Origin of the sequence: Candidatus Coxiella mudrowiae (genome assembly GCA_001077715.1) — a bacterium.
Taxonomy (GTDB): domain Bacteria; phylum Pseudomonadota; class Gammaproteobacteria; order Coxiellales; family Coxiellaceae; genus Coxiella; species Coxiella mudrowiae.
The window spans coordinates 1,138,930-1,164,974 of the sequence record CP011126.1; the positions used below are offsets into that span (position 1 = coordinate 1,138,930).

Sequence of the window (26,045 nt, forward strand, 5' to 3'; positions counted from 1 at the left end):
TTGTGAAGCTCGGCATGGATCCCATAAGCAATAGCGGCAACTACTGTAAAACTTAGGCAAAAACTAGCTGAAAACAAACTAAAAGGTTCCTAGATAATAATCATTGAAAATGCTGATAATAATCTGTAGCCTATTGATACTAGCCTATAACAAAACGATCCCAACATAAATATCACAATCATAATAATTGCTCGTTGAGTGGGAAGAGAAAATCTAGCTAATAATCGGTACGAAATAGCTCCCACTATAGCTGCACCAATCCCTGCCTAGGCAGCAGGAGAACGTAATAATAAAAAAGGAAAGCGCCGTCAAATAATCCTCGTTAAAAAATAAATAACAGCGGCAATAAATCCCACATGCAAATCTGAAATAGCTACTAAATGACTGGTACCTGTATTTTGAAAGATTCGCCATTGAGAACTCTGTAAAAGACTTCAAGAACCCACTGTCAGCGCCGAAAGGAGGGACACTAATTCAGGGTTCTTAACCCCTTTTTGAATGGCGGTTTGAGCAGACTGGCCCAAATAACTCATGGGTTCTTCCCACGGTGATCGCTTTAATAATTTAAATGGCATCCGATTAATCACCGAACTGGTTGCCCGAACGCTGTTAATAAACAACCATCGCTGATAATTAAATCCTCCAGGATTGGAGAGCCCATCGGGAAGCTCCAATTTCACTACCAAACACCAACAGTCGTCTACTCTTAAAGTAAGATGCTTTCCGTACCAATTCAAGCGAATGAAAGATGATTGTTTTTTTTGTGATTTAATGAATTTAATAAAAAAATTGAATTAAATTCCTAACGTATTCTCTTGAGGCAAACCATGAATTCGACCGGTTATAACGATGGGCAAGTGCCATACCATTATTTGTTTTGCTCAATAAGCCGACCATACAAATCCCACGCAACAAGTAAATAATCCAATTCTAAGGAAATTTTTAGGTAATACCACAATAAAAAAACTTGCGCAAAGACTTGCGCAAAAAAGTAAATAAACACACTCCCTATCAGTCGGTAATTCTGCTGAATAAAAACAAAAATAAAATACCAATGCAAAAAACAACCAGGGATATGATAAAACCTAAATATCGATTCATTTGGAAAGTAAATCATAAAGGAATCGATGGAGATATACCGTAATTTATCGAGGAATAAATTTATATTAAATAACTCTGAGAAGGAGATTATGCTTGCAGAAAAGTCAGTAGGGTAAGTAAGTATTCACAAATTCTAGCATACGAGAGAACCGGTAGGGGAAATGAGGTCGACTGCCTCTTCATAACACGTCTTTGATCTTGATGACTCGTCTTTAGACTTTAGAAGCGAATAAAGAATATCGCTTTGTCGTGCCTCTTTTACGAGTTTTTCTTCAGGATCGAGTTGATGAGTCGAATGGCGATAAAGTTCTTGTAATTCATTGACGAATAAAGAATCAAAAACTTCCTGGACTTCACGGATTTAGTTAATTTCCTCCGTAGGCGGTTGGGTAAAATATAAAAATAACTCTTCTTCAATATCTTCTCACTTGGATTTTTCAATAAAAGCTTTAATTTTGTTCTTTTTGACTTACGATAAAAAAATTTATTTTCTGATTAGAAATAATCGTATCAATCACAGCTGTTCGGAGTTTTTTGCCATCGTTTCCCGCTTTAACTATAGGATGTTCGTCTTCGCCTAATTCTTTCAGCCCTTTTTGGATGGAAAAATCCATGCACTAAAAGCCATTCTTTTGAATACCGGCGGGTTCAAATTCTACTTCAATACTAGCGCTAGTAACACGATCGCACGATCGATAGCTTGTTGCATATTTTGATAGGCTACGCCCGCTTTGCTGTCGCTGGAGGTGGCCAAAGGATCCCGCAATTGTGCAATTACTCCACGGCCAGAGCTGAATAGTTATAATACTCACTCGTTAATGATTAGCGGCGGCGTGAGGAATGAGCACTTTTACTTCTCTTAAAATTTTCTTCTCTCCCAAGGCTTGGGTGATCTCCTCAAACTGACGCTCATAGGGAACCGGAGAAGAAATATCTTGAGCAGGAAGTACATAACGAGCGGCTTATTTCTTTTGGTTCAGTAAGGTACTTTCCTAAAACATGCCGTATATCTATAAATCCGTACCCCATATTGTAGGGGGAGGAGCCCTCACCGGCATTTATATTTCAGCTATCCCTGATGAGGGTTGAATAGCATATAATTCTGAGAGAGAACATCGTTTTTCTACAGCATTGCACAAACGCTTTTTCCAATTTAATAAGGCTTCATTAATTATCGGTCTTTCAAGATTTAAACGAGAACTCTCTATTGCCATGCTAATAGTGCCAACAATTCTCACCAGCTCCTGCTTTTCCTCTTTAAAAAGATTCATTAGGGTGATAGCGTAGTTTTTCGCAAAATCTAAAATGAGGGATCTAATAGCATCCATTTTTTCTTAGCCGAAAGAAAAATCTTTAAATATATCAGCCAAAATATAAGCCAAAATCGATTCATTTTTAGTTTGCTCACTTTTATTCAATGGCATTGTATTTCCTCAATTGGGAATATATTATCGTGCCTTTTCCTGTAAAAAGTGAATATCGCTATAGTTATTAAACGAATTACTCTAGTGGCTTCATGATCGCATGAAAAAAGGATTAGTGAAATAGGCAGAGAAATACGAAAAAACTTTAAAAAAAAACATACACTTTTGGCCACAGGTTCTACCGGACGCCTCATAGAAACCCTCCTAGGCATGACAATCCACAAGTTGTAAAGTGTGGTCTTTTAGAAGGAGATCTCCAAATTGGAGCCGAAATCGTCAATAAGCACGTCGATATTTTAATTTTATTTTGGGGACCCCTTGGTTGGAAGCTCAGCCGCATGATCATGCTATTCGCGCATTATTACGAATAGCTGTCGTATGGAATATTCCGATAGTGTGCAACCTTTCAACCACCCATTTATTTATATCCTCGACTTTGCTCGATAGCGACTACCAACGGGAACTTCCCAATTATGAAAGTTATCACAACCGCCCTATCTCGTTCGTAACCTCGTCAACCTGTTTCATGCTAAGGCGGACTCGACCTTGTCTATCAATTTCAATGACTTTAACACGAACGATTTGACCTTCTTGAAGATAATCTCGTACGTTTTCCACACGCTCCTGAGCGATCTGGGAGATATGTACAAGCCCTTGATAATTTTGAAAAATTTGAACTACTGCACCGAAATCCAAGATCTTAACGACCGGGCCTTCATACATTTTGCCCAGCTCCACCTCGGCCGTTAATTCTTCGATCCGTCTTTTCGCAGCTTCACCCTCTTCCGTGGAATGAGCAGCAATTTTAATTGTACCGTCATCAGCAATATCGATAGCACAATTCGTTGCTTCGGTAATCTCTCGAATCATTACCCCACCCTTTCCAATGACATCACGAATTTTTTCGGGGTTGATTTTCATCATAATGTAGCGCGGAGCCAATTGAGAAACTTGAGAGCGAGGTTGGGCAATAGCTTCATTCATTATAGTAAGAATATGCAGACGACCCTTCTTTGCTTGATCGAGAGCTCGTTCCATAATTTCTTTAGTGATTCCTTCGATTTTGATATCCATTTGTAATGCTGTCACACCTTTTTCCGAACCAGCCACTTTAAAATCCATATCACCCAAATGATCTTCATCACCGAGAATATCGGAGAGGATTGCGTATTTCTTACCTTCCTTAATTAATCCCATAGCAATACCCGCGACAGGTGCTTTTGTGGGCACTCCCGCATCCATGAGTGCCAAACTACTCCCGCATACGCTTGCCATAGAACTAGAACCATTCGATTCAAGGATCTCAGAAACTACGCGAATCACATAGGGGAATTCCGCTAAAGTGGGAACCACCGGCACGATTGCTCGTTTGGCTAAACGTCCATGGCCGATTTCTCGGCGTTTAGGGCCACTCATAAAACCAACTTCACCGACACAAAAAGCTGGGAAATTATAGTGAAAGATAAAATCTTCCCGCCGCCGATCACCATCCAAGTCATCTATCATCTGTGCATCCCGCTCAGTCCCTAAGGTGGTAACCACCAAAGCTTGGGTCTCGCCTCGAGTGAATAAAGCGGAACCATGAGAACACGGAAGAACACCTACTTGAATAGTAATAGGCCGCACGGTTTCGGTATCGCGCCCATCAATTCGGGATTGGCCGGATAAAATTTGATTACGAACAATCCGGCGTTCCAAATCGTGGAAGATGGCGGTTATTTCATGCAAATTAGGGAAATTTTCATTCTTATTTTCTGACGTAAATTCTCCTAAGAGATTGTCTCGAATGGCTTGAATTCGATTTTGTCGAGCCGTCTTTTCTACAATGCGATAGGCTTCTTGAAGAGCGGCTTCGGCCTTTTGAGCTACTAAAGTTTCTAACTCTCTATTGGACTCAGGCGGCTGCCACTCCCATCGAGTACTACCCGATTTTCTAACAAACTCTTCAATCGCCTTAATAGCGGCTTTCATGGCATTTTGCCCGTGAAGCACAGCTCCCAGCATAGTTGATTCTGGCAATTCTTGAGCCTCTGATTCGACCATTAACACCGCATCACGTGTTCCAGCGATAACCAAATCCAGCTGCGACCCCTTTAATTCTTCTAAAGAAGGATTTAAAAGATATTCACCTTCTCGATAACCTACTCGTGCGGCACCTAAAGGACCGTTAAAGGGAATACCTGACACGCCCATAGCTGCCGAAGCACCTAAAATAGCGGGAATATCTGTGGGCACTTCCAAATCTACAGAAAGTACGGTGGCAATAATTTGAACCTCGTTGGTAAAACCTTTAGGAAATAGAGGCCGTAAGGGTCGGTCGATTAACCGAGAAGTTAGGGTCTCTTTTTCGGTGGGGCGCCCTTCACGTTTAAAATAGCCCCCCGGGATTTTCCCCGCAGCATAGGTTTTTTCTTGATAATTGACGGTTAGAGGCAAAAAGTCACACCCTTCCTCAACATCTTTCTGAGCAACTACTGTAACCAGGACAACAGTGTCGCCCATTCGAACCATCACTGCACCCGTCGCTTTACGCGCTATTTCTCCTGTTTCAAATGTAACATCGTGTTTACCATACTGGAAAGTCTTACTAATTTTTGTCATGTTTTTCCTTTAATTATGATCGCAATCCTAATCGTTCAATGAGTTTGCGATATCGCTCTATGTCAGTTTTCTTTAAATAATTGAGGATCTTCCGCCGTTGACTTACCATCCACAACAAACCTCGGCGCGAATGATGATCTTTATTATGGGTTTTAAAATGCTCAGTAAGCTTGGTAATTTTAGCGGTTAGAATAGCTACTTGAACTTCGGGAGAACCTGTGTCGTTATTATCTCGTTGATGTTCCTTTAAGATTTCAGCTGTTTCTGTAGATGTTAATGACATATTTACCTCTTTTGTTAGTAAAAGAAAATCTACTGTCATTTTCAGACATCGCAGGCTCAAAAAAGCACGGCATTATACCTTGGTAGAGGATCCGACGCAAATAGTGGTTTAGTTCCCGGCCACGCTCTTAGTTAGTGATTTTTCCAAAGAACATCACAGCTTTTTGCCAAGAGAGTTACTTAAAAGAGAAGAACTTCTGCGAAGACTGTTTTTCTATAAAATTTAATAGCTTAGGTTCTTCTTTGAAAACGGACCAAATTAAAAGAGGCAATTAATTGACGGGCAATTAGAATAGTTGCCATGAGAGTAATCTGGGGGATTGCTATAGTAAAATGAAAAACTAAAGCTAACGCCAAAGCCTTAATAAGCAATACATTAAGATAATTAACGAGGTAATAAATAATGGCTGCCTCTCATAAATCCCAATACTAGCCAATGAATAAGGGATAGCTAAAAGATAAAGTGATCGTAAATAAAACGAAAATGGCACCGTTCGCTTTTATATCATGTAAAGGTAAGTTTAAAGTAAAAAAGAACTCATATATTGACAGAAAACTTACCCATATAGCTGCAGATAGAAGGAAAATTCGTAATTTGTTGTGCTTGAATACCCCCAATACCCCCCTCAATAGCGATTAATAGGGGTTTAATCCGCCCCGCTCCCCCCGCGCTCCATGCCTCATACAAGATATATTTTTTTAAAAGCTATACTTCACAATGGCAATAGTGGTAAAAAAACCATAAACCATAATTAAATACTACAATTAAAAAGTGCTATTAATTTAAGTAGATCACGTTGACCTCTAATCCATATTGGACGCTGAATAAAGCAACAGCCCCTAAAATAAGGAGCATAATTAAATCAAAATAGCGTTCCATCAGCGTAGCTGCTAAAGTGTGGACTCATTTCAATCCCATAAAATCGTTTCGAAAAATAAATTTTCAATATATCTCCTAAACGGAATGGCAAGATATTATTAAGTCGACAAGCAATGCTCACAATGTAAAATGCTTTACGAAAAGGAACACTCATTAATAAAGAAAGCTGCACACCGTATACTCATCAGTATAAAAAATAAAAAAGAAAAACAGCAATGAATGTTGCGTTGCAGCCGAGGTAGAGAAAATAGAATTGAAACGTCTATATCTATACATACTCTAAAGTAAGTAATTCCAATAGATAGGCCCGCAAGGGCTCTTTAAATTCATTACGTTCCAAGGCATAAGCAATAGTTGCTTGAAGAAATCCTAAGCGGCTGCCACAATCATAACGACGTCCTTCAAAAGGGTAAGCAATAACTAGTTCTTCTTGTATAAGCTTTACAATAGCATCCGTAAGCTGAATTTCTCCTCCAATTCCATGTTCAATCATATCTAAGTATTTAAAAATACCGGGGGATAAGATATAACGTCCTGTGACCGCCAAATCAGAGGGAGCCCTTCTTATAGGGGGCTTCTCGATCATTCCCGTGATTCGCTTTACTCCTTGATCCTCCCTCACTGAAACAATCCCATATTTGTCCACTTCTTCAGCCTCTACATGCTCAACAGCAATGACATTCGCGTCATATTTTTCGTAAATGTTGGTCATCAATTGAAGACAGCTCTTTTCCCCACAATCAATAATATCGTCAGGTAACAATACCGCAAAATGCTGATCTCCCACCACGTGACGGGCCGATAGGACAGCATCTCCTAACCCTAAAGGATGGGATTGGCGCACATAACTTATACTCGCCTCTTTGGGCAAAATATTTTGAACTAATTTTAATGCGTTAAATTTCCTCTCCGATTGTAAGCGCATTTCCAATTCATAATTGCTATCAAAATAGTCTTCAATGGCACGCTTACTACTGCTTGTCACAAATACTAAATGAGTAATTCCTGCTCTGATCGCTTCTTCTACGGCATATTGGATAATAGGTTTATCTACAATCGGTAGCATCTCCTTTGGACCGGCTTTTGTTACTGGCAAAAAACGAGTCCCCAAACCTGCTACAGGAAAAACAGCCGTAGTGATCTTTTTCATGAAACAGTTTCCGTGTTTTTATTTTTATTCATCGCATAATTAATTAAATGCGTCGTAGAACTATCAAAAGACAAAGAATCGATTTTTCCTTCAAAAGATGCCAAAATATCCTCCGCTAAACGCTTCCCCTGCTCTACCCCCCACTGATCAAAAGCATTAATATTCCAAATTTCACTTTGAACATACACTTTATGTTCGTACAAAGCTAACAAAGAACCTAATGTATAGGGCGTTAACTTTTCCATAACAATAGTATTGCTAGGATTATTGCCTCTGATTTCACGCTGAGAAGCAAGTTTTTCGGCCTCTTGAGTATTAAAACCCTGAGCGATTAAATGGGTAATCAGTGTTTTTTTATCATATCCTCGCATCAAAGTTTCACTTTGTCCCAAACAATTGGCAAGCAAAGAAAATTGGCAACCCGCTTCATTATTCCGCTTGAGTACCGCAATAAAATCAATAGGAACTCGGAAGGTTCCTTGCATAAAGAGTTGATGAAAACTGTGCTGGCTATCTGTCCCAACCCCTCCCCAAACTACAGGACCTGTATCGTAATTAACAGGCGACCCATCTATTTGAACGCTTTTCCCTTGGCTTTCCATATGCAACTGTTTGAGATAATTCAGCAAATAATACAACCGTTGGCTGTAAGAAATAATCGCTTGAGTTTGATTACCAAAAAAATTAATGTACCAAATAGAGAGTAATGCTAATAAAACAGGCATATTTTTAAGGAATTCAGCATTCCGAAAATGTTTATCCATTGCGTGAGCACCTGACAAAAACTTGTAAAAATTTTCCCAACCAATTGCCATTGCTACACAGAGTCCCGCCGACGACCAAACGGAAAATCGCCCTCCAACCCAGGGCCACATAATAAAAACATTCTCTGTTGGGACATTTAACTCATACGCTTTACCTGGAGCTGATGTTGCTGCCATAAAATGAGGACGTATTAATTTTTCCTCTTTCGCAGCTTGCATGAGCCATCGCTTAGCCCGTGAGGTATTTTCTAAAGTTTCTTTTGTTGTTAAAGACTTTGAGGTGATAATAAAGAGCGTCGTTTCCGGATTAAGGCGTTGCAAAACTTCTTCCGCATTAGTTGCATCTAAATTAGAAATAAAATGACAACGCAAAGTAGATTTTGTATAATGCTTAAGCGCATAATAAATCATCTGCTGACCTAAAAAGGAACCTCCCATTCCAATATTAACAATATCGATAATAGGTTTCCCCGTAAATCCTTTGTAATCTCCTTCCCGAATTCGCTCTGAAATTTTTTCAAGTTTTTCCCAAGAAGCTTTCACTTCCGCAGTGAAATTTCTACCTTCCAAGTTTATAGAGAAAAGATCGAGGTTACGTAGGGCTGGGTGAACCACTGATATTTGCATCGAACCTTTTCTTAATTTTCCCTCAAAAAGAGATTCCATCTGATTCCGAAGGTCACACGCTTCAGCAAGCTTACCAAACAAATGTAGGGTTTCTTCATCAATTCTATTTTTAGAATAATCTAAATAGAGACCTGCCGCTTCTAAACTTAAATTTTCACCACGGTGCGGATCGTTAGCAAACATGTCGCGCATATGAGTTTTTGCTAATTTCGCAAATTTTAATTTTAACATTTGCCACTCAGGCATATCCGTTAATCGCTTCATAAAATTACCCTATCGTGAGATGCTCCCAAAATCAATAATTACCGCAAATAAGGTTCATAAGTCCCAATTTTTTCCATATCTATCAGGCATTTTGATTGTTGGTCATTATAATATAATGGCATTTCCAAGCAACTGCTTCTGGACAACCTACAAGGGAGTTATCTTCTCGTTTACACATACTTACAAAATTAGCCGCCTCAAGAAGTACTCCATGAACGCCGGCATCAAACCATCGAACTTAGGACGGCAGAGGAATAATATTTCTTACTTTCTAAATAAAGCTGATTTAAATCAGCTACAATAATTTTTTCATGATCTTCCATTTTGACCGAATGAATAAGCTTAAAAACATTAGAATCGTAAAAATAAAGACCCGTTATAGCATGTTTCGAATTACTATTAAGGGGTTTCTCAATTAATTTTTCGGATTAATCTTCAAATCAAATTGAACAACCTCATAGCGTTGAGTTTCCTTGACAAGGCAGGTAAAAATGCTTACTTTTGGTAAACTCAACTGGGCTTGAGTTAATAAATGAGATAGCGCATGGCCGCAAAAAATATTGTCGTCTAATATCAAACACAAAGGTTGCTTATCAACAAATTCTTCCGCTAAAAGAAAATTTTCGACAATATTTATGGGTTTAGGTTGGGTCTTATATAAATTCGAAGTCCCCACTGAAAGCCATCTTCTAATATTTTTTTGATAACAGCCTATTTCACGAGGGTGGGTAATCACCAGAATTTCCCGGATTCCCGCTCTTATCAATATCGTTAGAGGATAATAGATCATCGGTTTGTTATAAACAGGCAGTAAATGTTTACTCACCGCCCTAGTCATAGGGTAGAGCCAAGTTCCATAACCACCTGTCAAAAAATTCCGCGCATAGCCGACCTCTCGTGATTCCTTCATTTAGGCGACAAACGAAGCGCTCAATCGAGACGAATAACGCTGCTGTTCAAATAGGGATTCCGAATAATTTCCCTAACGAGCTGTGCATATTCAGCCGGAAGGCCAAAAGGAGGAGGAAATGGAACAGACACAGCTAAAGCTTTCTTGTACCTCGTTAAGCATATTTTCCATCATTGGCGTAGCAATAACGCCGGGTGCAATTGCCATAACTCGTATTCCGTATTTGCTAAATTCACGAGCTGTGGGTAAGGTCAATGATAAAACACCTCCTTTAGAAGCACTGTAAGCTGTCTGGCCGATTTGACCTTCGTACGCGGGCTATATAGAAGCCCTATTGATAATGACCCAGCGTTCGTCCTCTTTATTGAGAACCTCCTGTTTCATCATTTGTTCAGCACATAATCGCAATATCTTAAACGTGCCGATGAGATTAACCTCGATTACTAGCTGAAAATTCTCTAAGGGGATAGCTCCCTCGCGAGTAACGATACGAAAAGCAGCTGCAATGCCTACACAGTTAATGCAGATAGTAATGCTCGAAATTCGTTAATCACTGCTTCGATTCCTTGTTTCGTGCTTTGGGCATGACTCACATCACATTCGATTGCCAATCCATTTAACTCATCGGCCACCAGTACTTTTGCACGATTAAATTGTTTATCTAGCAAGGCTATTTTCGCTCCTTGCTGATATAAAAAGCGAGCCGTTTCCGCACTAATCCCCGAGCCGCCTCCTGTAATTACTGCCACCTGATTTTTTATTTCTATATTTCAGTCCCTTGTAATTATACCCAATCACTTACTTTTGAGAGATTTAAATTGGTCTTGTTGGGCAAGTCCAATCGCATAATAATCAACCCCCCACTTCGAAACTTGCTCAAGCTGATAAAGATTGCGACCATCAAAAATTGCAGGATAGCGTAATTTATGTTTGATACGAGCAAAATTAGGATTCTTGAATTCATCCCACTCCGTTACAATAACTAAAACATCGGCATTGTCCAGCGCTGCATAAGCATCTTGACATAATTTCAAACGAGCAGATTCTCCATAGATCTGCCGAATATTTTCCATAGCTAATGGGTCATAAGCTTGAACTCGAACCTCTGCGGACCACAAACTTTCCATTAATTTTCGACTGGATGCGGAACGAACATCATCGGTGCCCGGTTTGAATGCTAATCCCCAAAGTGCCACAACCTTACCTTGCAATTTGTCTTTAAAATAACGACAGATTTTTTCATACAAAATTAATTTTTGGCGCTCGTTAATTTTAAGCACAGAATCAATAAGTGAGGCCCGAATAGCAGCGGATTTCGCAATTTTTTGTAAAGCCAGTAAGTCTTTCGGAAAACAGGAACCACCAAAACCACACCCAGGATTAAAAAATTTGGGGTTAATTCGCGAATCCAATCCCAAGACTGTTCTTACTTTTTCGATATTTGCATTGAAATATTCTGAAAAATAACTGATCTCATTAATGAAACTAATTTTCGTTGCTAAAAAAGCATTTGACACATATTTTGCAAGTTCAGCAGAGCGTTGATCCATCACTACAAAAAGCCGACCATTTTCGATCAAGGGCCTATAAAGCTCTCTCATTTGGCTAGCTGCTCGCTCGTTACTAACCCCCACAACTATTCGATCGGGTTCCAGAAAATCCTTAACTGCTGTTCCTTCTTTCAAAAATTCAGGATTAGAAACAACATCGAATTCAATAGCGAGTCTTCTTTTTTGAAGGCCCTTAGCAATTTGCTGAAGGATGCGATCGGCCGTACCTACTGACACCGTCGACTTCATTACTATCGCAGCATAATCAGATAAATGGCCACTCAAATTTTGCACGACTTGATTGACAAATCGCATATCCACTCCTCCATCTCCCATCGAGGGGGTACCAACAGCAATAATTTGGATAACCCCATGCTTGACAGCTTCTTCGGAATGGCTGGTAAAAAATATTCGTTGCAACTTTAAATTTTTAATTAATAAATCATCTAGATTCTGCTCGTATAAAGGAGAAAGACCTTGTTTAAGTTGAGCGATTTTCTTTTCATCCACATCACAACAACAAACTTCATGCCCAAGATCTGCCAGACAAACAGCACTAACTAAACCAACGTAGCCTGCTCCATAAACGCTTACTTTCATTAAGACGCTCCTAAAAATGAATTGCTGTTTCCTAAGAACTTGCGATAGAATCCGAGAACATGAGTGAGATCATAAGGAAAATTTCCGTCATTGGCCTTGGATATGTGGGTCTTCCCATCGCTGTAGCTTTCGGCCGTACACAGCATGTTATTGCTTACGACAAGAATTCTGCCCGCATTCACGCTCTTAAACAAGGTTATGATGCATGTGACGAGGTAGATTCACAACAATTACGCGACTGTCAATTGCATTTTACTGATAATCCTGATGATCTCGCCAAGACGGATTTTTATATTGTTGCTGTACCTACTCCTATTAATCGCTCAAATCATCCTGATTTAAGTTTGCTCTTAAATGCATCGAAAACCATCGGTCAGTATTTGAAACGGGGCGATATTGTGGTTTTTGAATCAACCGTTTATCCTGGCGCTACCGAAGACGATTGTGCACCCGTACTCGAAGCTGTTTCAGGATTAAAATTCGGTACGGATTTCACTCTCGGCTATTCCCCTGAGCGAATCAATCCCAGTGATAAAACACATCGTTTTGAAACAATTACTAAAGTAGTTTCAGGTTCTGATCCGCAAACACTGGATATCGTTGCCCACGTCTATGGAAGTGTGGTAACAGCAGGCATTTACCGAGCTCCTAATATTCGAACGGCCGAGGCCGCTAAAATAATTGAAAATACCCAACGCGATTTGAATATAGCTTTAATGAACGAGCTAGCAATTATATTTCAACGGATGAACATAGATACCCAAGAAGTGTTGGCTGCCGCTCAAACGAAGTGGAACTTTTTACCCTTCAGACCAGGATTGGTGGGGGGACATTGTATTGGCGTCGACCCTTATTACCTCACCTACCAAGCACAACGTTACGGTTATCAGCCTGAAGTTATCTTGGCTGGTCGGCGCATTAACGATAACATGGGGAAATATGTGGCGAAACAGACTATTAAACAAATGATTCACGCTGGCTACACTATTAAAGACGCTACAGTCGCTATCTTGGGCCTCACTTTCAAAGAAAACTGCCCTGACCTTCGAAATTCAAAGGTAGTTGATATTATCCATGAGCTATCGGATTATGGCGTTAAATGTATAGTTCACGATCCCATCGCTGATCCTCAAGAAGCTAAAAGACTTTACGATATCGAATTGAAACCATGGGAAGATATTTCGAACGTTGATTCTATTATCGTTGCTGTGGCCCACGATCAATTTCGACGCTTTAGCCTGGAAGCGTATCATGCCAAACTGGCACATCATTCACTTATTGTTGATGTTAAAGGATTGCTCAACTTCAAAGAATGCAAAGGGAATGGCATTACTTTGTGGAAGCTTTAGGTGCAAATACTCGTCACCGGTTGCGCAGGCTTCATTGGCTTTCATTTAACCAAGCGCTTATTGGAACAAGGTGAGACTGTTACCGGACTGGATAATCTAAACTCCTATTACGATGTTAAATTAAAAGAAGCCCGTTTAACTCAATTAAAAAACTTCCCTCACTTTAATTTCGTTAAATTAGATCTTGCGAACCGTCCGGGCATATCCGATTTATTTCAACAGCAAGCCTTTGATCGTGTGGTCCATCTCGCTGCTCAAGCAGGCGTTCGTTACTCCATTACAAACCCTTATGCTTATGTCGATGCTAATTTAGTAGGTTTTGGACACATTTTGGAAGGATGCCGTTATCAATCCGTTAAACATCTTGTCTTTGCTTCTTCCAGTTCCGTATATGGTGCAAATCAAAAATACCCTTTTTCAGAAAGTGATAATGTGGATCACCCCATTGCTTTGTATGCGGCATCAAAAAAAGCCAATGAATTAATGGCCCACAGTTATGCTCATTTATTTCATCTTCCTTGTACAGGGCTTCGTTTTTTTACGGTCTATGGTCCTTGGGGGCGTCCAGATATGGCCTTATTCAAATTTACCCGTCGCCTATTAGCTGATGAACCAATCGATGTTTATAACCAAGGAAATATGCTGCGGGATTTTACCTATATTGATGATATTATCGAAGGTATTCTTTTTACTTTAAATCGGGAGCCCAAACCGGATCTCACATGGACAGGTAACCCTGCAAGGAGCAAAGCTCCTTATCGAATTTATAATATTGGTAGCAATAATCCGATTCCTTTATTAGATTTCATCGCAGTTTTGGAAAAAGTTCTTAACAAAAAAGCCATTAAAAATTTTCTACCCATTCAGCCCGGTGATGTTCCCCAGACCTATGCCGATATTTCTCTTCTCGAAAATGATTTCTCCTACCGACCGAAAACCCCTTTACTGGAAGGGATCAAAAATTTTATTGATTGGTATTTAGAATTTTATGGCATTGCTGTTCACTAAGTTCTTCGTATAAATTCAAAGTATGTTGAATAATTCGTTTCAATTCGTGTTCCTTTTCCACCATTGCCCGCCCTTTAAAACCCATTTGTTTTCGAAGCGATGGATTTTGAATTAAGGTTTCAATGGCTAGAGCCAATTCTTCGCTATCTTTCATGGGCACTAATAAACCGTTTTCACCATCGTGCACGAGGTCTCGACAACCAGGAACATCTGTTGTGACAATGGCACGTCCACTCGCAGACGCCTCTATAAGCACACGGGACAAACCTTCCCGATAAGAAGGTAAACATATGATGTGCGCTTCGCGCATAATCTGTGGCATATCGGTTCGTTCGCCCCACCATTCAATAAGTCCTTCCTTTTCCCACTGTTCCAATTGGACATCAGAAATAGCAGTAGGATTAGCTGCATCAATAGCGCCCACTAAAACAAATTGAGCGTTTACTTTGCGTTTTTTAAGTAATCGAGCAGCATCAACAAACTCACCCACTCCTTTATCCCAAAGCAACCGTGAAGCAAACACCACCCGTACCAGCCCAGCAGGCTCATCAATAGGATAAAAGGTCTTCATACATACGCCTGACCCTGGAATCAAAATAGTTTTATTCTCTTTTAAAATATTGGCCTGGATAAAATATTCCTGGTCATTTTTATTTTGAAAAATAACTCGCATATTTCGGTGACCAAAAGCCAACTGATAGCCTTTTTGCATCATTTTATGAATTAATCTCATAAAACGCGATTGAGCAATAAATATAAATCCAAGCCCTGTGAAAGCATTTACCTCTACCGGAATTCGAGCTAATCGAGCAGCAATCCCTCCATATAAAATAGGTTTAACTGTGACATGATGAACAATGTCGGGCTTTAATTTCTGGTATAATCGTAATAAAGAAAAAAAAGCACCCACGTCTTTGGCAGGATTTAAACTCCCGCGATCAAGTATAATTGTGTGATGCACCAAACCTACCTCGCTAATTTGCTCGTTATAATCTGGAGTTGCGACATGGACATCGTAGCCTGCTGCTTTTGCGGCTTGAGCTAAACTTAGGCGATGAGAAATAAAGAATTTTGCACTGCTAACTACTATTAATAATTTTTTTTTCAATTCCGCTCTCGCCATAGTTGAAACATAAGAACACCCCATAGTGGATATTCCCAATTCCTTTTCCCTGATAAATGCTCTTCCCAACGCCGGCGAATTAATTGAGAATTTAATAAATTATCTTCCTGTAATTTGCTAACGGAAAGAAGATCTTCTGCCCATTCTCTCAATTGCCCTCGCAACCAATAATCAATAGGAACACCAAACCCCATTTTAGGACGCTCAAAAAGTGGTGCAGGAACATATTTTTCTAATATTCGACGCAAGAGCCATTTAGTTTCTCCATTTCGCAATTTAAATTTCAAAGGCAATGTCCACACAAATTCCACTAATCGATAATCGAGCAAAGGAACCCTTGCTTCTAAACTAACAGCCATACTGGCTCTATCGACTTTTGTTAAAATATCATCGGGCAGGTAGGTGACCGAATCGACATATTGCATTTGTTCAACAAAATTTAAAGGATTAATAGTCCGCGGCCACAATAAAATTTCTGATCCACCCACTACTAGTTCCGCTGGCCTTTCCCAAAGGCTTACGAGGTTCTTATAAAAATCATCAGACGACTGCATTAAAAGACCAACAAGTTTATGCGCTTTATCACCTACCCGTAACGGTCGCCAACGTCTAGGAATAATTTTAGCAATCTTATCCCATGTCGCGGGATTAAAAGAGCTGATTAATTTACTCGCTGATTTCTTGAAGGGAGAAGGAAGACTAGCTAGGCGCGACCATAGTTTTTCCGCTAAAATATAGCGATTATAGCCCGCAAACAGCTCATCTCCTCCGTCCCCCGACAAGCTGACAGTCACATATTCTCTTGCTAATCGAGAAACTAAGTACGTCGAAATTTGAGAGGAATCTGCAAAAGGTTCATCATACCATTCAGGAATTTGGGGAATTAATTTTGCCGCTTCATCAACGTGCAAATATAATTCGTGATGCTCGGTTTTTAAATGCTGAGCAACAGCTTTTGCATAAGTAGCTTCATTATATGAGGACTCATGGAAGCCAATTGAAAATGTTTTTACAGGTTTTGTGCTCTGTGCTTGCATCAAAGATACTACGGTAGAACTATCAATTCCACCGGATAAAAAAGCTCCTAAAGGAACATCCGCATACATCCGACATTTGACAGCATCGAGTAATAAATAATCCATTTTTTCGAGAGCTTCAAATTCATTGAAGGATGCAAGAACACGATTCTGACAGACAGCTTCCAACGACCAAAATTGTTTTTCACTTAAATGTTGGTTAGCATCAATGATAAGGATATGACCCGGTTCTAATTTATAAATCCCTTGATAAATAGATAATGGAGCCGGAATATAATTAAATCGAAAATAAGACGTTAATGCCTGACGATCGATGCTCCCTTGCCAATCCGAATGAACAATTAGCGCTTTCAACTGAGAGGCAAAATAAAAAATATTATTCTTTAATCCCCAAAATAAAGGCTTAATTCCTAAACGATCACGAACGAGATAAAGTTTTTGTTGGCGCCTATCCCAATAGGCAAAAGCAAACATCCCGTTCATTCTTTTGACAGCAGCTTCAGGACCCCAGTGCTCGCAAGCTTCCAAAAGAACTTCAGTATCCGTGGAACTTCGACAAAAAACACCTAATTTTTCCAATTCAGAGCGAATTGAAGGCGCGTTATAAATTTCTCCATTATAAATGATGGCAGAATTTCCCGATTGAGAGATCATGGGTTGATGCCCTGCCGAAGAAAGATCAACAATGGCTAAACGCCGATGACCAAAAACTAAACCTGTGGTTTCATCACACCAGACCCCTGCCGAATCTGGACCCCGCGATAAAACCTGGTTCGTCATCGTAGTGACGATTTCAAGATATTGCTCTTTTCGACGAGATTGGCGAAAGTCCCAAAAACCTACAATTCCACACATATCATTTCATCTCTTCTATTGCGACAGCTTCCATAGCCCGGTGACAATCCGCTTGTAATAACGCTTGGTAAAACCGATCATAACGATCCACGCAAGTCTGTAAACTGAAATAATTCACAATCCGTTCCCTAGCTGCTCGTCCGTACTCTTTTCGTTTTTCTTCGTCCGTTATTAATGTTAATAATGCTCCAGCCAACTGTTGTGGCTCCTTAGGTGGGACTACTAATCCCGATTGGTGATGAATCACAGCCTCTGCATTACCTCCCACGTCTGTCACTACCATAGGCAGACTGCTGACCATACATTCCAGTAAAGCGTTCGAGAACCCCTCTTCATGGGAACTTAAAACCCCCACATCAGCAATGGCCAATAATTGAGAAACATCGTGTCGCTGACCTAGAAATATAACATGGTTTTTTAAATTTAAGCGATCACGCAAATCCTCCAACGCTTTTCTTTCCCCCCCATTTCTTCCTATACATAATAATTTCCATTTTTTGGGCAATTTTTCTTTAATTAAATTTAATGCGTGTAAAAGATCCTCTTGGCCTTTTCTTTTATACAAATTTGCTACATTTATGATAATAAAATCATCTTCGGCTAAACAGAGAGAGCGTTTGATAGCAGTTTTATTATAGGAAATTTGATAATTATCTAGATTTACACCATTGTAAATTAATCCCAATTTATTCGAAGAAACCCCCTCTTTTAAAAGGTCATCTCGCACTCGTAACGATGTTGCCAATATTGCTCTCATTCGTTTATGCAAGAATGGTTCTATTTGTGCAATAATAGGATGCATTTTGTGATATTCATTAGTAATACGCCGACTCATCACCATGCAGGGCGCACGCATCATTAACCCACTAACGGTTCCTAACACATAGGTACCCGGCAAGAAAAAATGGAGAATTGAAGGTCGATATTTAAAAATAACTAAGCATAGCTTAAGCATCGAAACAGAATATATGAAAGGCTTTCCAATTTTACCTAGCTTGTTTAAGAATTCGCAGAAAGGCGGCACAATGACAGGAACCTCTGCAGCAATCATTTTCTCATACATAATCCCCCGATGGTTAGTGACGTACAAAGCCACATTGTAACCTCGTTGTTTTAATAAGGGTAAGATTCGAAGCAGATGTTTTTCAGCCCCCCCAACATCTAAAGAGGGGATCGCAATAAGAATTAATTTTTTTTTATTCATTGCCATTGCTAATCGACCTATAGTCTTCAAAAGAATAATTCTGGCATAGACTTCATCAGATAAAGGTAAATCGGATGCCCTAAAAATCCAGAAGGCTTTCCTCAAATTTTCATAGGAAGTGCCTAATTCATGAAGCGGAAAAATTATTAAAAACAAGGCGCCAACCGGGAAGCCTCATCAATCACACTATCCCACACATGATAAGCTGATTGATTTGCGATCTCAATTCGTTGACGGGCCGTCCTACCTAAACGCTGTCTCAAGGATTCATTTTCTGCGAGATAGATCAAAGCAGAACAAAGGGCCTCTACATCCTCTGTAGGTACCACTAACCCAGTTTCTTCGTTTTTAACAAATTCCAATAATCCTGAAGATGCGTTGCTCACCACAACTGGCAATCCCAACCCCATAGCTTCCAATAAGGCATTCGGAGTGCCTTCATAACGAGAGGGCATAACGAAAATCGTAGCGGCATGATAATAATCAAAAACATTGGCTCTCATTCCACACCAGATAACAGAGCTTGCCAGATCCAAACTGAACGCAAGTTTTTGCAAATCTTTGCGCAACTTACCGTCACCTACAATGACAAGTCGCCACATTGGATAACGGCAAATAAATTTAGCAAACGCACGTAACAAAATATCATGACCCTTTTCATAACCTAAGCGCCCTACAGCCAGAACCACAGGAAAATTATACTTTAGTAGGCACAGCGTTTTTTCAATATGAACGGGATTGGGAACATATTTTAATTTTTTACTCTTAACAAATTTTTCTAAAAATCTAATAGCGTCATAACTATTCGCCGTAACAACGGTGGCCTGGCGATATAACAAATAACGGAGCAAACTCCATCGTATATTCAGATATTCTTTTGCTAAGTCGCTTCGCTCTGAAATAATCACAGGAATATTCATACCTCGAGTAGCTAAAAGCGTCAAAATATTGGTCGTGCTAAGAAAGCTTAGAATACAGGAGGGACAGTTCTCGCGGATTAACGACCTCAATGCTTTTACCCTTTTAAAGGTATTCCTGATGGCATCCCAAAATCCCTCAGATTCTTTAATAAAATCAATACATTTTCGAGAAACAGTTTCTGGTAATTTAAAAAAATCTGTGTTTTCGATAGAAAAAGTAATTACACAGATTTTCTTATTGTGTCGTAACCATTCTCTCACCAAATTCAGAAGAACACGCTGAGTTCCTCCTCCTCCTAAATCCGGAATGATTACACCTATATCAAACTTTAATTTGGTCATTAATTTATTTCCAACCTATATTATAAGGTCCTATACATTTCAGAAGTAATCATAAGTTCACCATAACTCCCTTCTGAAACCACTTTCCCTTTGTGGAGTACTGCTAAATTATCACAAAACAAAATGGAACTATGTCTATGAGCGATGATCATTAAGGTCTTTTTGCCCATTAAAGACGGTAGAGCTTCATTAAATTAACTTTCTGTTACTGAATCTAATGTCAAGGTCATGATATAAGGCTCTGGCAATTCCAACCCATTGGCGTTGACCTCCTGATAATTTTAAACCTTTTTAATCTATCTGGGTGTTGAGTCCATCGGACACCTCACTCACTAAAGTTTGCAATTGTGCTATCTTAATTGCCCGTTCTACGGCTTGATGATCGATATGGTTTTCTTCTATGCCTATAGCCATATTTTCCAATAATGTTCCTTCTACTATAAGGTGAGTATGTTAAGGTACATATCGCAGCAAATGTGATAAATCCATATGGCTATGCTTGGTGTAATATCCACATCGTCGCAGTAAATAGAAGCACTTTTAACGGGCAAAAGTCCAAGGATAATACCCAGCAACGTACTTTTTACTGCTCCAGAGGGGCCTACAATCCCTAAAAAAGTATTTTTAGGGATTGTCACAGCATAATATCTTTTAACGTTTCTTTTTTTGCCTGCGGATATTGGTAAGGTAAGTAACATTCTCTAATCTTAACTCTCGTTCAAATTTAATATTGCGTTGTGCATTTTGTCTCATTTCCAAAAGATTATGATATTCTGCCAACTTATCTACAGCTTTTCGAAAGACTAAAACATTAGCATGGTATTGCCTCGTATTGCCTCACATTTCCTAATGCCAAGGATATCCGTGCTACGGCTGGTAACATTCTTTGAATAGAAATAGCGATAACCCCGATTATCGGTAAAATAGCAACTAAATTTCCGTGAGAAAACAACAAGTAAATAAGAATAATTAAGAGCATTGCAAAACCTATCGAATTTATAAGCACTGACGGTAAGTTTGAAATGACATTGTAGTTTAGTAAATTTTTAGCATTTTTTCGGCCAAAATAGAAATTTTTCAATAAAATAATTTTCTACGTTATTTATTTTTATCTTTCAACCCTTGAAAAGCATCAGAAACCACATTATATAATCGCATTACAAAATATTCATTTTCCTTTCTGATAGTTTTAATTTTTTTCGTTCCTGCTATTGTTAAAAAGGAGCAAGGTAGCTAATGTCGTAACAGAAAATAAAACCAATTTGAAATCTATCCACAAAATTAAATAACCCAAAGAAATTTCCCCCATAACATCTGTCGCAATTGACAACATATAGATCACGACATTTATAGTGTAGGTAACATCCATTTAATATATGTTTCGATAACTTAGACATGTTCAGTTCAATTGCTCTTTGGTAAGGCATTAAAATATAACTTTTAATACAAAATCCAGAAATCCAGGTATTTAAATTTTGAGCAAATTCTGCCTGACAAAAATCATTTAAACAGGTCATTACAGCCTTTAAGGCCAGTATTATAACACCAATAAATATTAGGAATGAATTATTAGTTTTAAAATAGAAGAAATTAAAAATCAAACTGAAAATTGAATTGGTTTTTATTCATCTCCCAATATTTTTATATATCCTTCATGAAGGATAAAATAGTTTCTGATATAATCAGAACATAGCTTTCTCCTTCTCTTTATCCCAAAGCTTCTATAACCTGATCGATCCTATGCTGATAGGTATGATTACTGATGACATGCTCGTAAGCAGCTTCGGTTACTCTTGTGTATATCGCTTTATCTTTAAGTGAATCGATAATCTCTTCTATATTAGAAAAATTTTTCGTAAGGGGAAAATAATGCTCATAAGGCTTTAGTATGTCAGCATAACGTCCAGGGGTAAGGATCTGTAAAGTTTTTGTACCAATAGCATCAAAATGTCGAGAAGATATTGTCTTCGAATATTCGGGGCAAGGTAGGTGCTTTTTAATAATCTGATGATAAATAACTTTAAAATCTGCGTTCTTTTCTAAATCCTCAGGAATAATAAGATATTGCTTAATTTTATTTTTTATAAATTTTGGCAAAAGTCCTCTTGCCATCGCTCTTAAGAAAGATCTTTCCTCAAGAATTGGCTTTTTACTGTTTTTTAAGAAAAAATAGTTGATTTCATCTACTAAAGCGTCGTCCTTTTGCAAATAAAAACTTCCCACTTCAGTTGCTATAGTTGCTTTACATTGATTTAAAAAAGCGGCCCACCCCTCTCTATTAAACCGAGTACTAGTATCCACATTGCATCGCAAATGGAATTTATTTGGAACTGTATTAGCAAAATACTCGAGAAGTCGGTTACGCTCATCATCTCCGAGATGGGGGGAATAACGATGAGAACGTGTACCCACGTCAACCAATCTTTTCTCATAAGTTTTTTTAGCAGAAAAAACTTTGGGATTTAGTGCATGAGGTATTGAAAGAACTGTAGAAGTACAGTCAGCATAGAGCCATTCACCCGCAGCTTGTAACAATTGGGTTGCAATAATTTGAGGTTTTATTTGTTTAAGTAGGGTTAACTTGGGTTTCATACCCAGAATAGGTAAGTTAACTTCGTTACCTACAAAGCAAAGCATTTTTCCTCGTCGATATTTAAATGCTTGCACATACCGTTGAATATATTGAAGTGAATCGCCAAAAACGGAATGATGGACAATAATATAAGGAACTTTCTCTATCTTATCCTGAATTTGTCTGACAAGAACACTGTCTTCTGTAGCAATATTAATTAAATCTACTTCCAACTCGGGGCGCGAAATGAAGGCGTCTAACCAGTCATCAAGGTAGGAAAGCTTTGAAGCATAAGTAAACTTAACATGTACTAACGCAATCTTCATAATTATCTAATTTAAATAGTCGTTTATCATGTTCACAATATTAAAAGCTGCATTACCATCTCCATACTCATAAATTTCCTGTCGAGGTTGGATATATTGAGGAACTTTCCAAAGACGATTCCAACCCCTTTCAATTGTTTCTACCCATTCCGTTTCATCACGTAAGGTAACACAAGGCACACGGTGGAAATAGGCTTCCTTTTGTACCCCCCCAGAATCTGTAAAAACAGATTGCGCATTCATGATGGCTACTTGCGTTTCAAAATAACCCAAAGGGTCAACCATAATTAGGCTATCATTCATTTTTTGGCACAAATCAGTATCTATCCGTTTCTTCGTTCTCGGATGAACGGGAAATAATATCTTATGTTTGAAGTGTTTTGCATAATCATAAACATAATGCAAAAGATCCCGCAATTGGCTTACTTCAATTACATTGGCTTCCCGATGGATAGTTAAAAATATATATTTTCCAAAACTAAGATTATACGCATTAAGGAATTGCTTTGAATTCAGTTTATTTTTAAAATGTTGTACCATATCATACATCACATCTCCTACGTGATGTACATTAATCATAATATTTTCGTTTTTAAGATTTTCGACGGCTCGAAAAGTTGGGCAAAAATAAATAGCACTGACTTGATCGACAAGAACGCGATTAATTTCTTCAGGCATGGATTTATTAAAGGAGCGTAATCCGGCTTCGACATGCGCAATAGGGATGTTTAATTTAGATGCTGCTAAGGCTCCAGCTAGAGTAGAATTTGTGTCGCCATACACTAAAACTATATTTGGCTCTTCTTGCAACATTATCTTTTCTAAAGCAATTAACATGTGACCCGTCATCTCAGCATGAGATTTATTATTTATATTAAGCTGATGTTGAGGTAAAGGTATATTTAAATCTCTAAAGAAAACTTCTGACATATTATCATCAAAATGTTGACCGGTATGAATCAGAATTTCATTCAAATTTGGAGCTGTACAGAAATGATAATTTACCACTGCAGCCTTGATGAATTGAGGTCTAGCGCCGACTACAGTTAATATTTTTCTTTTTTTGTTCTTCACCATCAATATTCCACAATCAAACTAGACTACCCTCTCCTCTATGTTGGATTGATAACAAGCAAGTTCTGGCAAATAGAAGCGGTGTTTCAGAATATACCGTCTGATGGTTTCTCTATTTTGAATAGCCCATTTAATGGTCTCTTGTAACCCTTTCTCCAAGCTGACCTTTGATTTGAAACCTATTTCCTTCTCTGCTTTAACTATATCTCGATAACGACACCCCGAACGGTCCCAATTTCGAGCAGATTCAAATTGAATGGGTGTAGGATTCCCAGTAAGTATATAATGGTCTCAGCCAATTCTCTAATTTTTTGTTCTTTTCCTGAAGCTAAATTGTACACTTCCCCCGTTTTTCCCTTCAAAGCACAGGCGATGGCGATCAAGCCATCCACAATATCCTCTACGTAGATAAAATCACGTGAAGTTATGCCACCGTTTTCGACAGGTAGCGGTTCTTCATGAATGGACTTCCAAATAAAAGTCGGAACTACATTACGCCAGGCGGTATCTGGAGTTCCACGCCATTTCCCAGCTCCTAAAATTTCTTCAGGCTCATAAACGTTTTGAAACCGTGCTTTTACGAAGGAAAGCTTGTGTCGCATCCAATAGTAATTACCACAAAATTCTCCAATAATTTTGGAAATTTGATAGGGACTATCCAAAAATAGAGAAACTGGTTTATCTTCTTTAGTAGCTTCTGCTTCATCAAAAGTTTTTTCAGCCACTGTGCAACCTGCAGAGGCATAAACAAATTTTTTAATTTCACGAGATTTAAAGTGCTCATAAAGCTAAAGTGCTCATAAAGCTTAAATGTTGTCAAAGTATTATTTCTATGGTCTTCAATAGTATCAGCTATACTTGATTGATTGCCATGATAACTAGCTAGATGAAAAATATAATCAAATTTTTTATCCAAACGAGCTAAGATTCTGTCATCAGAACAAGAACCATCAATCAAGTGAATTTTATCCACATTCGGTACATTAACTATATCTGCCGACAAGAAATTATCTAAAATTACAATTTCGACCGCCCCCTTTAAGCAAGCGTTTACAAAGATTACTCCCCACAAACCCGGCTCCGTCAACCACTAAGACCTTACTATTTTTCATGGTTAAACCTTTCCACTTTCTTTTGCTTGTTTTAAATGAGTGTAAGTTTCCTCAATATCATATTCCTTATAGTATTGAATTGTTTTCAGAACTCCTTCATTCAATGGTGTTTTAACATTCCAATTAAAGTCTTTTTTGGTACGTGAAGGATCTAAAAAAATAGAAAACACATCATCCGACTCTCTTTCTCTAACTTCTACATCCATTTTAATATCCAAGACAAATAAAACAGCATCAAATAATTCTTTGATTGTGTAATCAGAACCAGATGACAAATGATAGGTTCCTCGTCCCTGTCCATCAATAGCGAGCAGGATGCAATCCACCATATCATCGATATAAACAAAATCACGTCGTGTATCCATAACAAAACAAGACTGATTGGAAGTAAGCCTTTTATAAAATGTTGGTAGTGGACCACTAATATTTCGAGGTCCATAAGCGTTAGCCAATCGAAAAGTCACATAATTGAGCCCAGAAAGATGCACATATTCCTCTCCGGCAGTTTTACTAATAGCATAGCTGGAGCCGCCTGGTAGAATAGGGTGACTTAAAGTAATTGGCTGCTCCAAAGGTTTAAGGCCATAACACAATGCAGTCTGAAAATAAATGAATCGGTCCACTCCTTCAACTTGCGCAGCTTGAACTACATTTGCCGTTCCTACAACGTTCGTAAGTGCATCTTCTTTCCAATCATTGGGATCTTTATAGGACGCTGCTGCATGAACTATCACGTTAGGTTTAAATTCTTTTATTAAGGAATGGACCAATGTTGCATTGGAGATAATATCCTCGATTAATTTTAAATTGGGATGCGGCTTAAGGTTATCTCGTCGTCCAGTCGCATAATTATCAATTGTCACCACTTGATCACCACGTGCTAAAAGACGGTCTATTAAATGTGAGCCAATAAAACCAGCACCACCCGTTACAAATATTTTTTTCATAATTATCCTCCCACTATAGAAAA

Annotated in this window: 25 protein-coding genes and 3 pseudogenes; 2 read left to right on the forward strand and 26 right to left on the reverse strand. The window is 38.7% G+C overall.

The annotated features are described in order from the left end of the window. Positions 1 to 89: 89 nt before the first annotated feature. The 14 genes and pseudogenes from CleRt_RS14155 to CleRt_RS05455 form a co-directional block, all read right to left on the reverse strand. Positions 90 to 419 (reverse strand): annotated as a pseudogene (locus CleRt_RS14155) (ComEC/Rec2 family competence protein); the annotation flags it as partial. A gap of 15 nt (positions 420 to 434) precedes the next feature. Next, on the reverse strand, positions 435 to 782 hold the full coding sequence (locus CleRt_RS05415; protein ID WP_082160442.1) for a DUF4131 domain-containing protein: 348 nt from the start codon (positions 780 to 782) through the stop codon (positions 435 to 437). A 768-nt stretch (positions 783 to 1,550) separates the two neighbouring features. Continuing rightward, positions 1,551 to 1,715 carry a hypothetical protein gene (locus CleRt_RS10190; RefSeq protein WP_157870858.1) on the reverse strand — a complete coding sequence of 55 codons (165 nt, stop codon included), beginning with the start codon at positions 1,713 to 1,715 and terminating at the stop codon, positions 1,551 to 1,553. Between the two features lie 444 nt (positions 1,716 to 2,159). Then, the gene (locus tag CleRt_RS05420) at positions 2,160 to 2,429 is read right to left on the reverse strand and encodes a hypothetical protein (protein ID WP_048875366.1); all 270 of its coding nucleotides are present in this window, start codon (positions 2,427 to 2,429) and stop codon (positions 2,160 to 2,162) included. A 579-nt stretch (positions 2,430 to 3,008) separates the two neighbouring features. Next, positions 3,009 to 5,126, reverse strand: a complete 2,118-nt coding sequence (gene pnp / locus CleRt_RS05425) for a polyribonucleotide nucleotidyltransferase (protein ID WP_048875367.1) — start codon at positions 5,124 to 5,126, stop codon at positions 3,009 to 3,011. 13 nt (positions 5,127 to 5,139) lie between these two features. Beyond that, a complete protein-coding gene (rpsO, locus tag CleRt_RS05430; RefSeq protein ID WP_048875368.1) occupies positions 5,140 to 5,409 on the reverse strand; it encodes a 30S ribosomal protein S15 in 270 nt (89 codons plus the stop codon). Positions 5,410 to 5,946: 537 nt separating this feature from the next. Further along, positions 5,947 to 6,096, reverse strand: coding sequence for a hypothetical protein (locus CleRt_RS10200; RefSeq protein WP_157870860.1), 150 nt, complete (start codon positions 6,094 to 6,096; stop codon positions 5,947 to 5,949). A 460-nt stretch (positions 6,097 to 6,556) separates the two neighbouring features. Then, positions 6,557 to 7,438 (reverse strand): UTP--glucose-1-phosphate uridylyltransferase GalU, encoded by an 882-nt coding sequence (gene galU, locus CleRt_RS05435; protein WP_048875369.1) that lies wholly within the window; start codon positions 7,436 to 7,438, stop codon positions 6,557 to 6,559. Beyond that, positions 7,435 to 9,093 carry a glucose-6-phosphate isomerase gene (pgi, locus tag CleRt_RS05440; RefSeq protein ID WP_048875370.1) on the reverse strand — a complete coding sequence of 553 codons (1,659 nt, stop codon included), beginning with the start codon at positions 9,091 to 9,093 and terminating at the stop codon, positions 7,435 to 7,437. The genes galU and pgi overlap by 4 nt, the downstream gene beginning before the upstream one ends. 224 nt (positions 9,094 to 9,317) lie before the next feature. Next, positions 9,318 to 9,509, reverse strand: coding sequence for a sugar phosphate nucleotidyltransferase (locus CleRt_RS14160; protein ID WP_157870958.1), 192 nt, complete (start codon positions 9,507 to 9,509; stop codon positions 9,318 to 9,320). Then, positions 9,509 to 10,003 carry a sugar phosphate nucleotidyltransferase gene (locus tag CleRt_RS05445; protein WP_048875371.1) on the reverse strand — a complete coding sequence of 165 codons (495 nt, stop codon included), beginning with the start codon at positions 10,001 to 10,003 and terminating at the stop codon, positions 9,509 to 9,511. Before CleRt_RS05445 ends, CleRt_RS14160 begins: the two co-directional genes overlap by 1 nt. A gap of 90 nt (positions 10,004 to 10,093) precedes the next feature. Continuing rightward, positions 10,094 to 10,258: a hypothetical protein gene (locus CleRt_RS12095; RefSeq protein ID WP_235378891.1), complete on the reverse strand. Its 165-nt coding sequence runs from the start codon at positions 10,256 to 10,258 to the stop codon at positions 10,094 to 10,096. A gap of 254 nt (positions 10,259 to 10,512) precedes the next feature. Next, the gene (locus CleRt_RS12100) at positions 10,513 to 10,752 is read right to left on the reverse strand and encodes an SDR family NAD(P)-dependent oxidoreductase (protein ID WP_235378892.1); all 240 of its coding nucleotides are present in this window, start codon (positions 10,750 to 10,752) and stop codon (positions 10,513 to 10,515) included. 45 nt (positions 10,753 to 10,797) lie between these two features. After that, the gene (locus CleRt_RS05455; RefSeq protein WP_048875372.1) at positions 10,798 to 12,153 is read right to left on the reverse strand and encodes a UDP-glucose dehydrogenase family protein; all 1,356 of its coding nucleotides are present in this window, start codon (positions 12,151 to 12,153) and stop codon (positions 10,798 to 10,800) included. 59 nt (positions 12,154 to 12,212) lie between these two features. On the opposite strand from CleRt_RS05455, the gene CleRt_RS05460 reads away from it, so the two are divergent. Both CleRt_RS05460 and CleRt_RS05465 read left to right on the forward strand, forming a co-directional pair. Continuing rightward, a complete protein-coding gene (locus CleRt_RS05460) occupies positions 12,213 to 13,502 on the forward strand; it encodes a nucleotide sugar dehydrogenase (RefSeq protein WP_048875373.1) in 1,290 nt (429 codons plus the stop codon). Then, positions 13,503 to 14,510, forward strand: coding sequence for an NAD-dependent epimerase (locus tag CleRt_RS05465; protein WP_048875374.1), 1,008 nt, complete (start codon positions 13,503 to 13,505; stop codon positions 14,508 to 14,510). Here the strand turns inward: CleRt_RS05465 and CleRt_RS05470 are convergent. From CleRt_RS05470 to CleRt_RS05505, 12 genes and pseudogenes are all read right to left on the reverse strand, one after another. Next, positions 14,467 to 15,633, reverse strand: coding sequence for a glycosyltransferase family 4 protein (locus tag CleRt_RS05470; RefSeq protein WP_235378894.1), 1,167 nt, complete (start codon positions 15,631 to 15,633; stop codon positions 14,467 to 14,469). The genes CleRt_RS05465 and CleRt_RS05470 overlap by 44 nt on opposite strands. Beyond that, complete coding sequence (gene asnB / locus CleRt_RS05475) at positions 15,615 to 17,525, reverse strand: asparagine synthase (glutamine-hydrolyzing) (protein WP_048875375.1); 1,911 nt, start codon at positions 17,523 to 17,525, stop codon at positions 15,615 to 15,617. The genes CleRt_RS05470 and asnB overlap by 19 nt, the downstream gene beginning before the upstream one ends. A gap of 1 nt (position 17,526) precedes the next feature. Next, positions 17,527 to 18,885 (reverse strand): glycosyltransferase family 4 protein, encoded by a 1,359-nt coding sequence (locus tag CleRt_RS05480; protein WP_053097898.1) that lies wholly within the window; start codon positions 18,883 to 18,885, stop codon positions 17,527 to 17,529. Continuing rightward, on the reverse strand, positions 18,876 to 19,991 hold the full coding sequence (locus CleRt_RS05485) for a glycosyltransferase (protein ID WP_048875376.1): 1,116 nt from the start codon (positions 19,989 to 19,991) through the stop codon (positions 18,876 to 18,878). Before CleRt_RS05485 ends, CleRt_RS05480 begins: the two co-directional genes overlap by 10 nt. A gap of 291 nt (positions 19,992 to 20,282) precedes the next feature. Beyond that, the gene (locus CleRt_RS13405) at positions 20,283 to 20,414 is read right to left on the reverse strand and encodes an ABC transporter ATP-binding protein (RefSeq protein WP_162198822.1); all 132 of its coding nucleotides are present in this window, start codon (positions 20,412 to 20,414) and stop codon (positions 20,283 to 20,285) included. A gap of 14 nt (positions 20,415 to 20,428) precedes the next feature. Continuing rightward, a complete protein-coding gene (locus tag CleRt_RS12105; RefSeq protein ID WP_157870861.1) occupies positions 20,429 to 20,689 on the reverse strand; it encodes an ATP-binding cassette domain-containing protein in 261 nt (86 codons plus the stop codon). 491 nt (positions 20,690 to 21,180) lie between these two features. Then, positions 21,181 to 21,360, reverse strand: coding sequence for a hypothetical protein (locus CleRt_RS12110; RefSeq protein WP_157870862.1), 180 nt, complete (start codon positions 21,358 to 21,360; stop codon positions 21,181 to 21,183). 338 nt (positions 21,361 to 21,698) lie between these two features. Then, the gene (locus CleRt_RS05490; protein ID WP_048875377.1) at positions 21,699 to 22,889 is read right to left on the reverse strand and encodes a glycosyltransferase family protein; all 1,191 of its coding nucleotides are present in this window, start codon (positions 22,887 to 22,889) and stop codon (positions 21,699 to 21,701) included. 6 nt (positions 22,890 to 22,895) lie between these two features. After that, positions 22,896 to 23,966, reverse strand: coding sequence for a non-hydrolyzing UDP-N-acetylglucosamine 2-epimerase (gene wecB, locus CleRt_RS05495; RefSeq protein ID WP_048875378.1), 1,071 nt, complete (start codon positions 23,964 to 23,966; stop codon positions 22,896 to 22,898). Between the two features lie 197 nt (positions 23,967 to 24,163). Continuing rightward, a pseudogene (locus CleRt_RS10730) lies at positions 24,164 to 24,727 on the reverse strand (NAD-dependent epimerase/dehydratase family protein); the annotation flags it as partial. A 41-nt stretch (positions 24,728 to 24,768) separates the two neighbouring features. Further along, positions 24,769 to 25,050: pseudogene (locus CleRt_RS14165) on the reverse strand (hypothetical protein); the annotation flags it as partial. A 27-nt stretch (positions 25,051 to 25,077) separates the two neighbouring features. After that, the gene (locus CleRt_RS05505) at positions 25,078 to 26,022 is read right to left on the reverse strand and encodes an NAD-dependent epimerase/dehydratase family protein (protein ID WP_048875379.1); all 945 of its coding nucleotides are present in this window, start codon (positions 26,020 to 26,022) and stop codon (positions 25,078 to 25,080) included. Positions 26,023 to 26,045 lie beyond the last annotated feature (23 nt).

Bases quoted from the DNA above. Each gene is read 5' to 3' on its own strand.
- asnB (WP_048875375.1), bottom strand. From the start codon at position 17,525: ATGTGTGGAATTGTAGGTTTTTGGGACTTTCGCCAATCTCGTCGAAAA.
- wecB (WP_048875378.1), bottom strand. From the start codon at position 23,966: ATGGTGAAGAACAAAAAAAGAAAAATATTAACTGTAGTCGGCGCTAGA.
- galU (WP_048875369.1), bottom strand. From the start codon at position 7,438: ATGAAAAAGATCACTACGGCTGTTTTTCCTGTAGCAGGTTTGGGGACT.
- CleRt_RS05420 (WP_048875366.1), bottom strand. From the start codon at position 2,429: ATGGATGCTATTAGATCCCTCATTTTAGATTTTGCGAAAAACTACGCT.
- CleRt_RS05460 (WP_048875373.1), top strand. From the start codon at position 12,213: ATGAGTGAGATCATAAGGAAAATTTCCGTCATTGGCCTTGGATATGTG.
- CleRt_RS10190 (WP_157870858.1), bottom strand. From the start codon at position 1,715: ATGGATTTTTCCATCCAAAAAGGGCTGAAAGAATTAGGCGAAGACGAA.
- CleRt_RS05455 (WP_048875372.1), bottom strand. From the start codon at position 12,153: ATGAAAGTAAGCGTTTATGGAGCAGGCTACGTTGGTTTAGTTAGTGCT.
- CleRt_RS05470 (WP_235378894.1), bottom strand. From the start codon at position 15,633: ATGGCGAGAGCGGAATTGAAAAAAAAATTATTAATAGTAGTTAGCAGT.
- CleRt_RS05505 (WP_048875379.1), bottom strand. From the start codon at position 26,022: ATGAAAAAAATATTTGTAACGGGTGGTGCTGGTTTTATTGGCTCACAT.
- CleRt_RS05485 (WP_048875376.1), bottom strand. From the start codon at position 19,991: ATGACCAAATTAAAGTTTGATATAGGTGTAATCATTCCGGATTTAGGA.
- CleRt_RS12110 (WP_157870862.1), bottom strand. From the start codon at position 21,360: ATGGATGTTACCTACACTATAAATGTCGTGATCTATATGTTGTCAATT.
- CleRt_RS12105 (WP_157870861.1), bottom strand. From the start codon at position 20,689: ATGTTACTTACCTTACCAATATCCGCAGGCAAAAAAAGAAACGTTAAA.
- rpsO (WP_048875368.1), bottom strand. From the start codon at position 5,409: ATGTCATTAACATCTACAGAAACAGCTGAAATCTTAAAGGAACATCAA.
- pnp (WP_048875367.1), bottom strand. From the start codon at position 5,126: ATGACAAAAATTAGTAAGACTTTCCAGTATGGTAAACACGATGTTACA.
- pgi (WP_048875370.1), bottom strand. From the start codon at position 9,093: ATGAAGCGATTAACGGATATGCCTGAGTGGCAAATGTTAAAATTAAAA.
- CleRt_RS05490 (WP_048875377.1), bottom strand. From the start codon at position 22,889: ATGAAGATTGCGTTAGTACATGTTAAGTTTACTTATGCTTCAAAGCTT.
- CleRt_RS05445 (WP_048875371.1), bottom strand. From the start codon at position 10,003: ATGAAGGAATCACGAGAGGTCGGCTATGCGCGGAATTTTTTGACAGGT.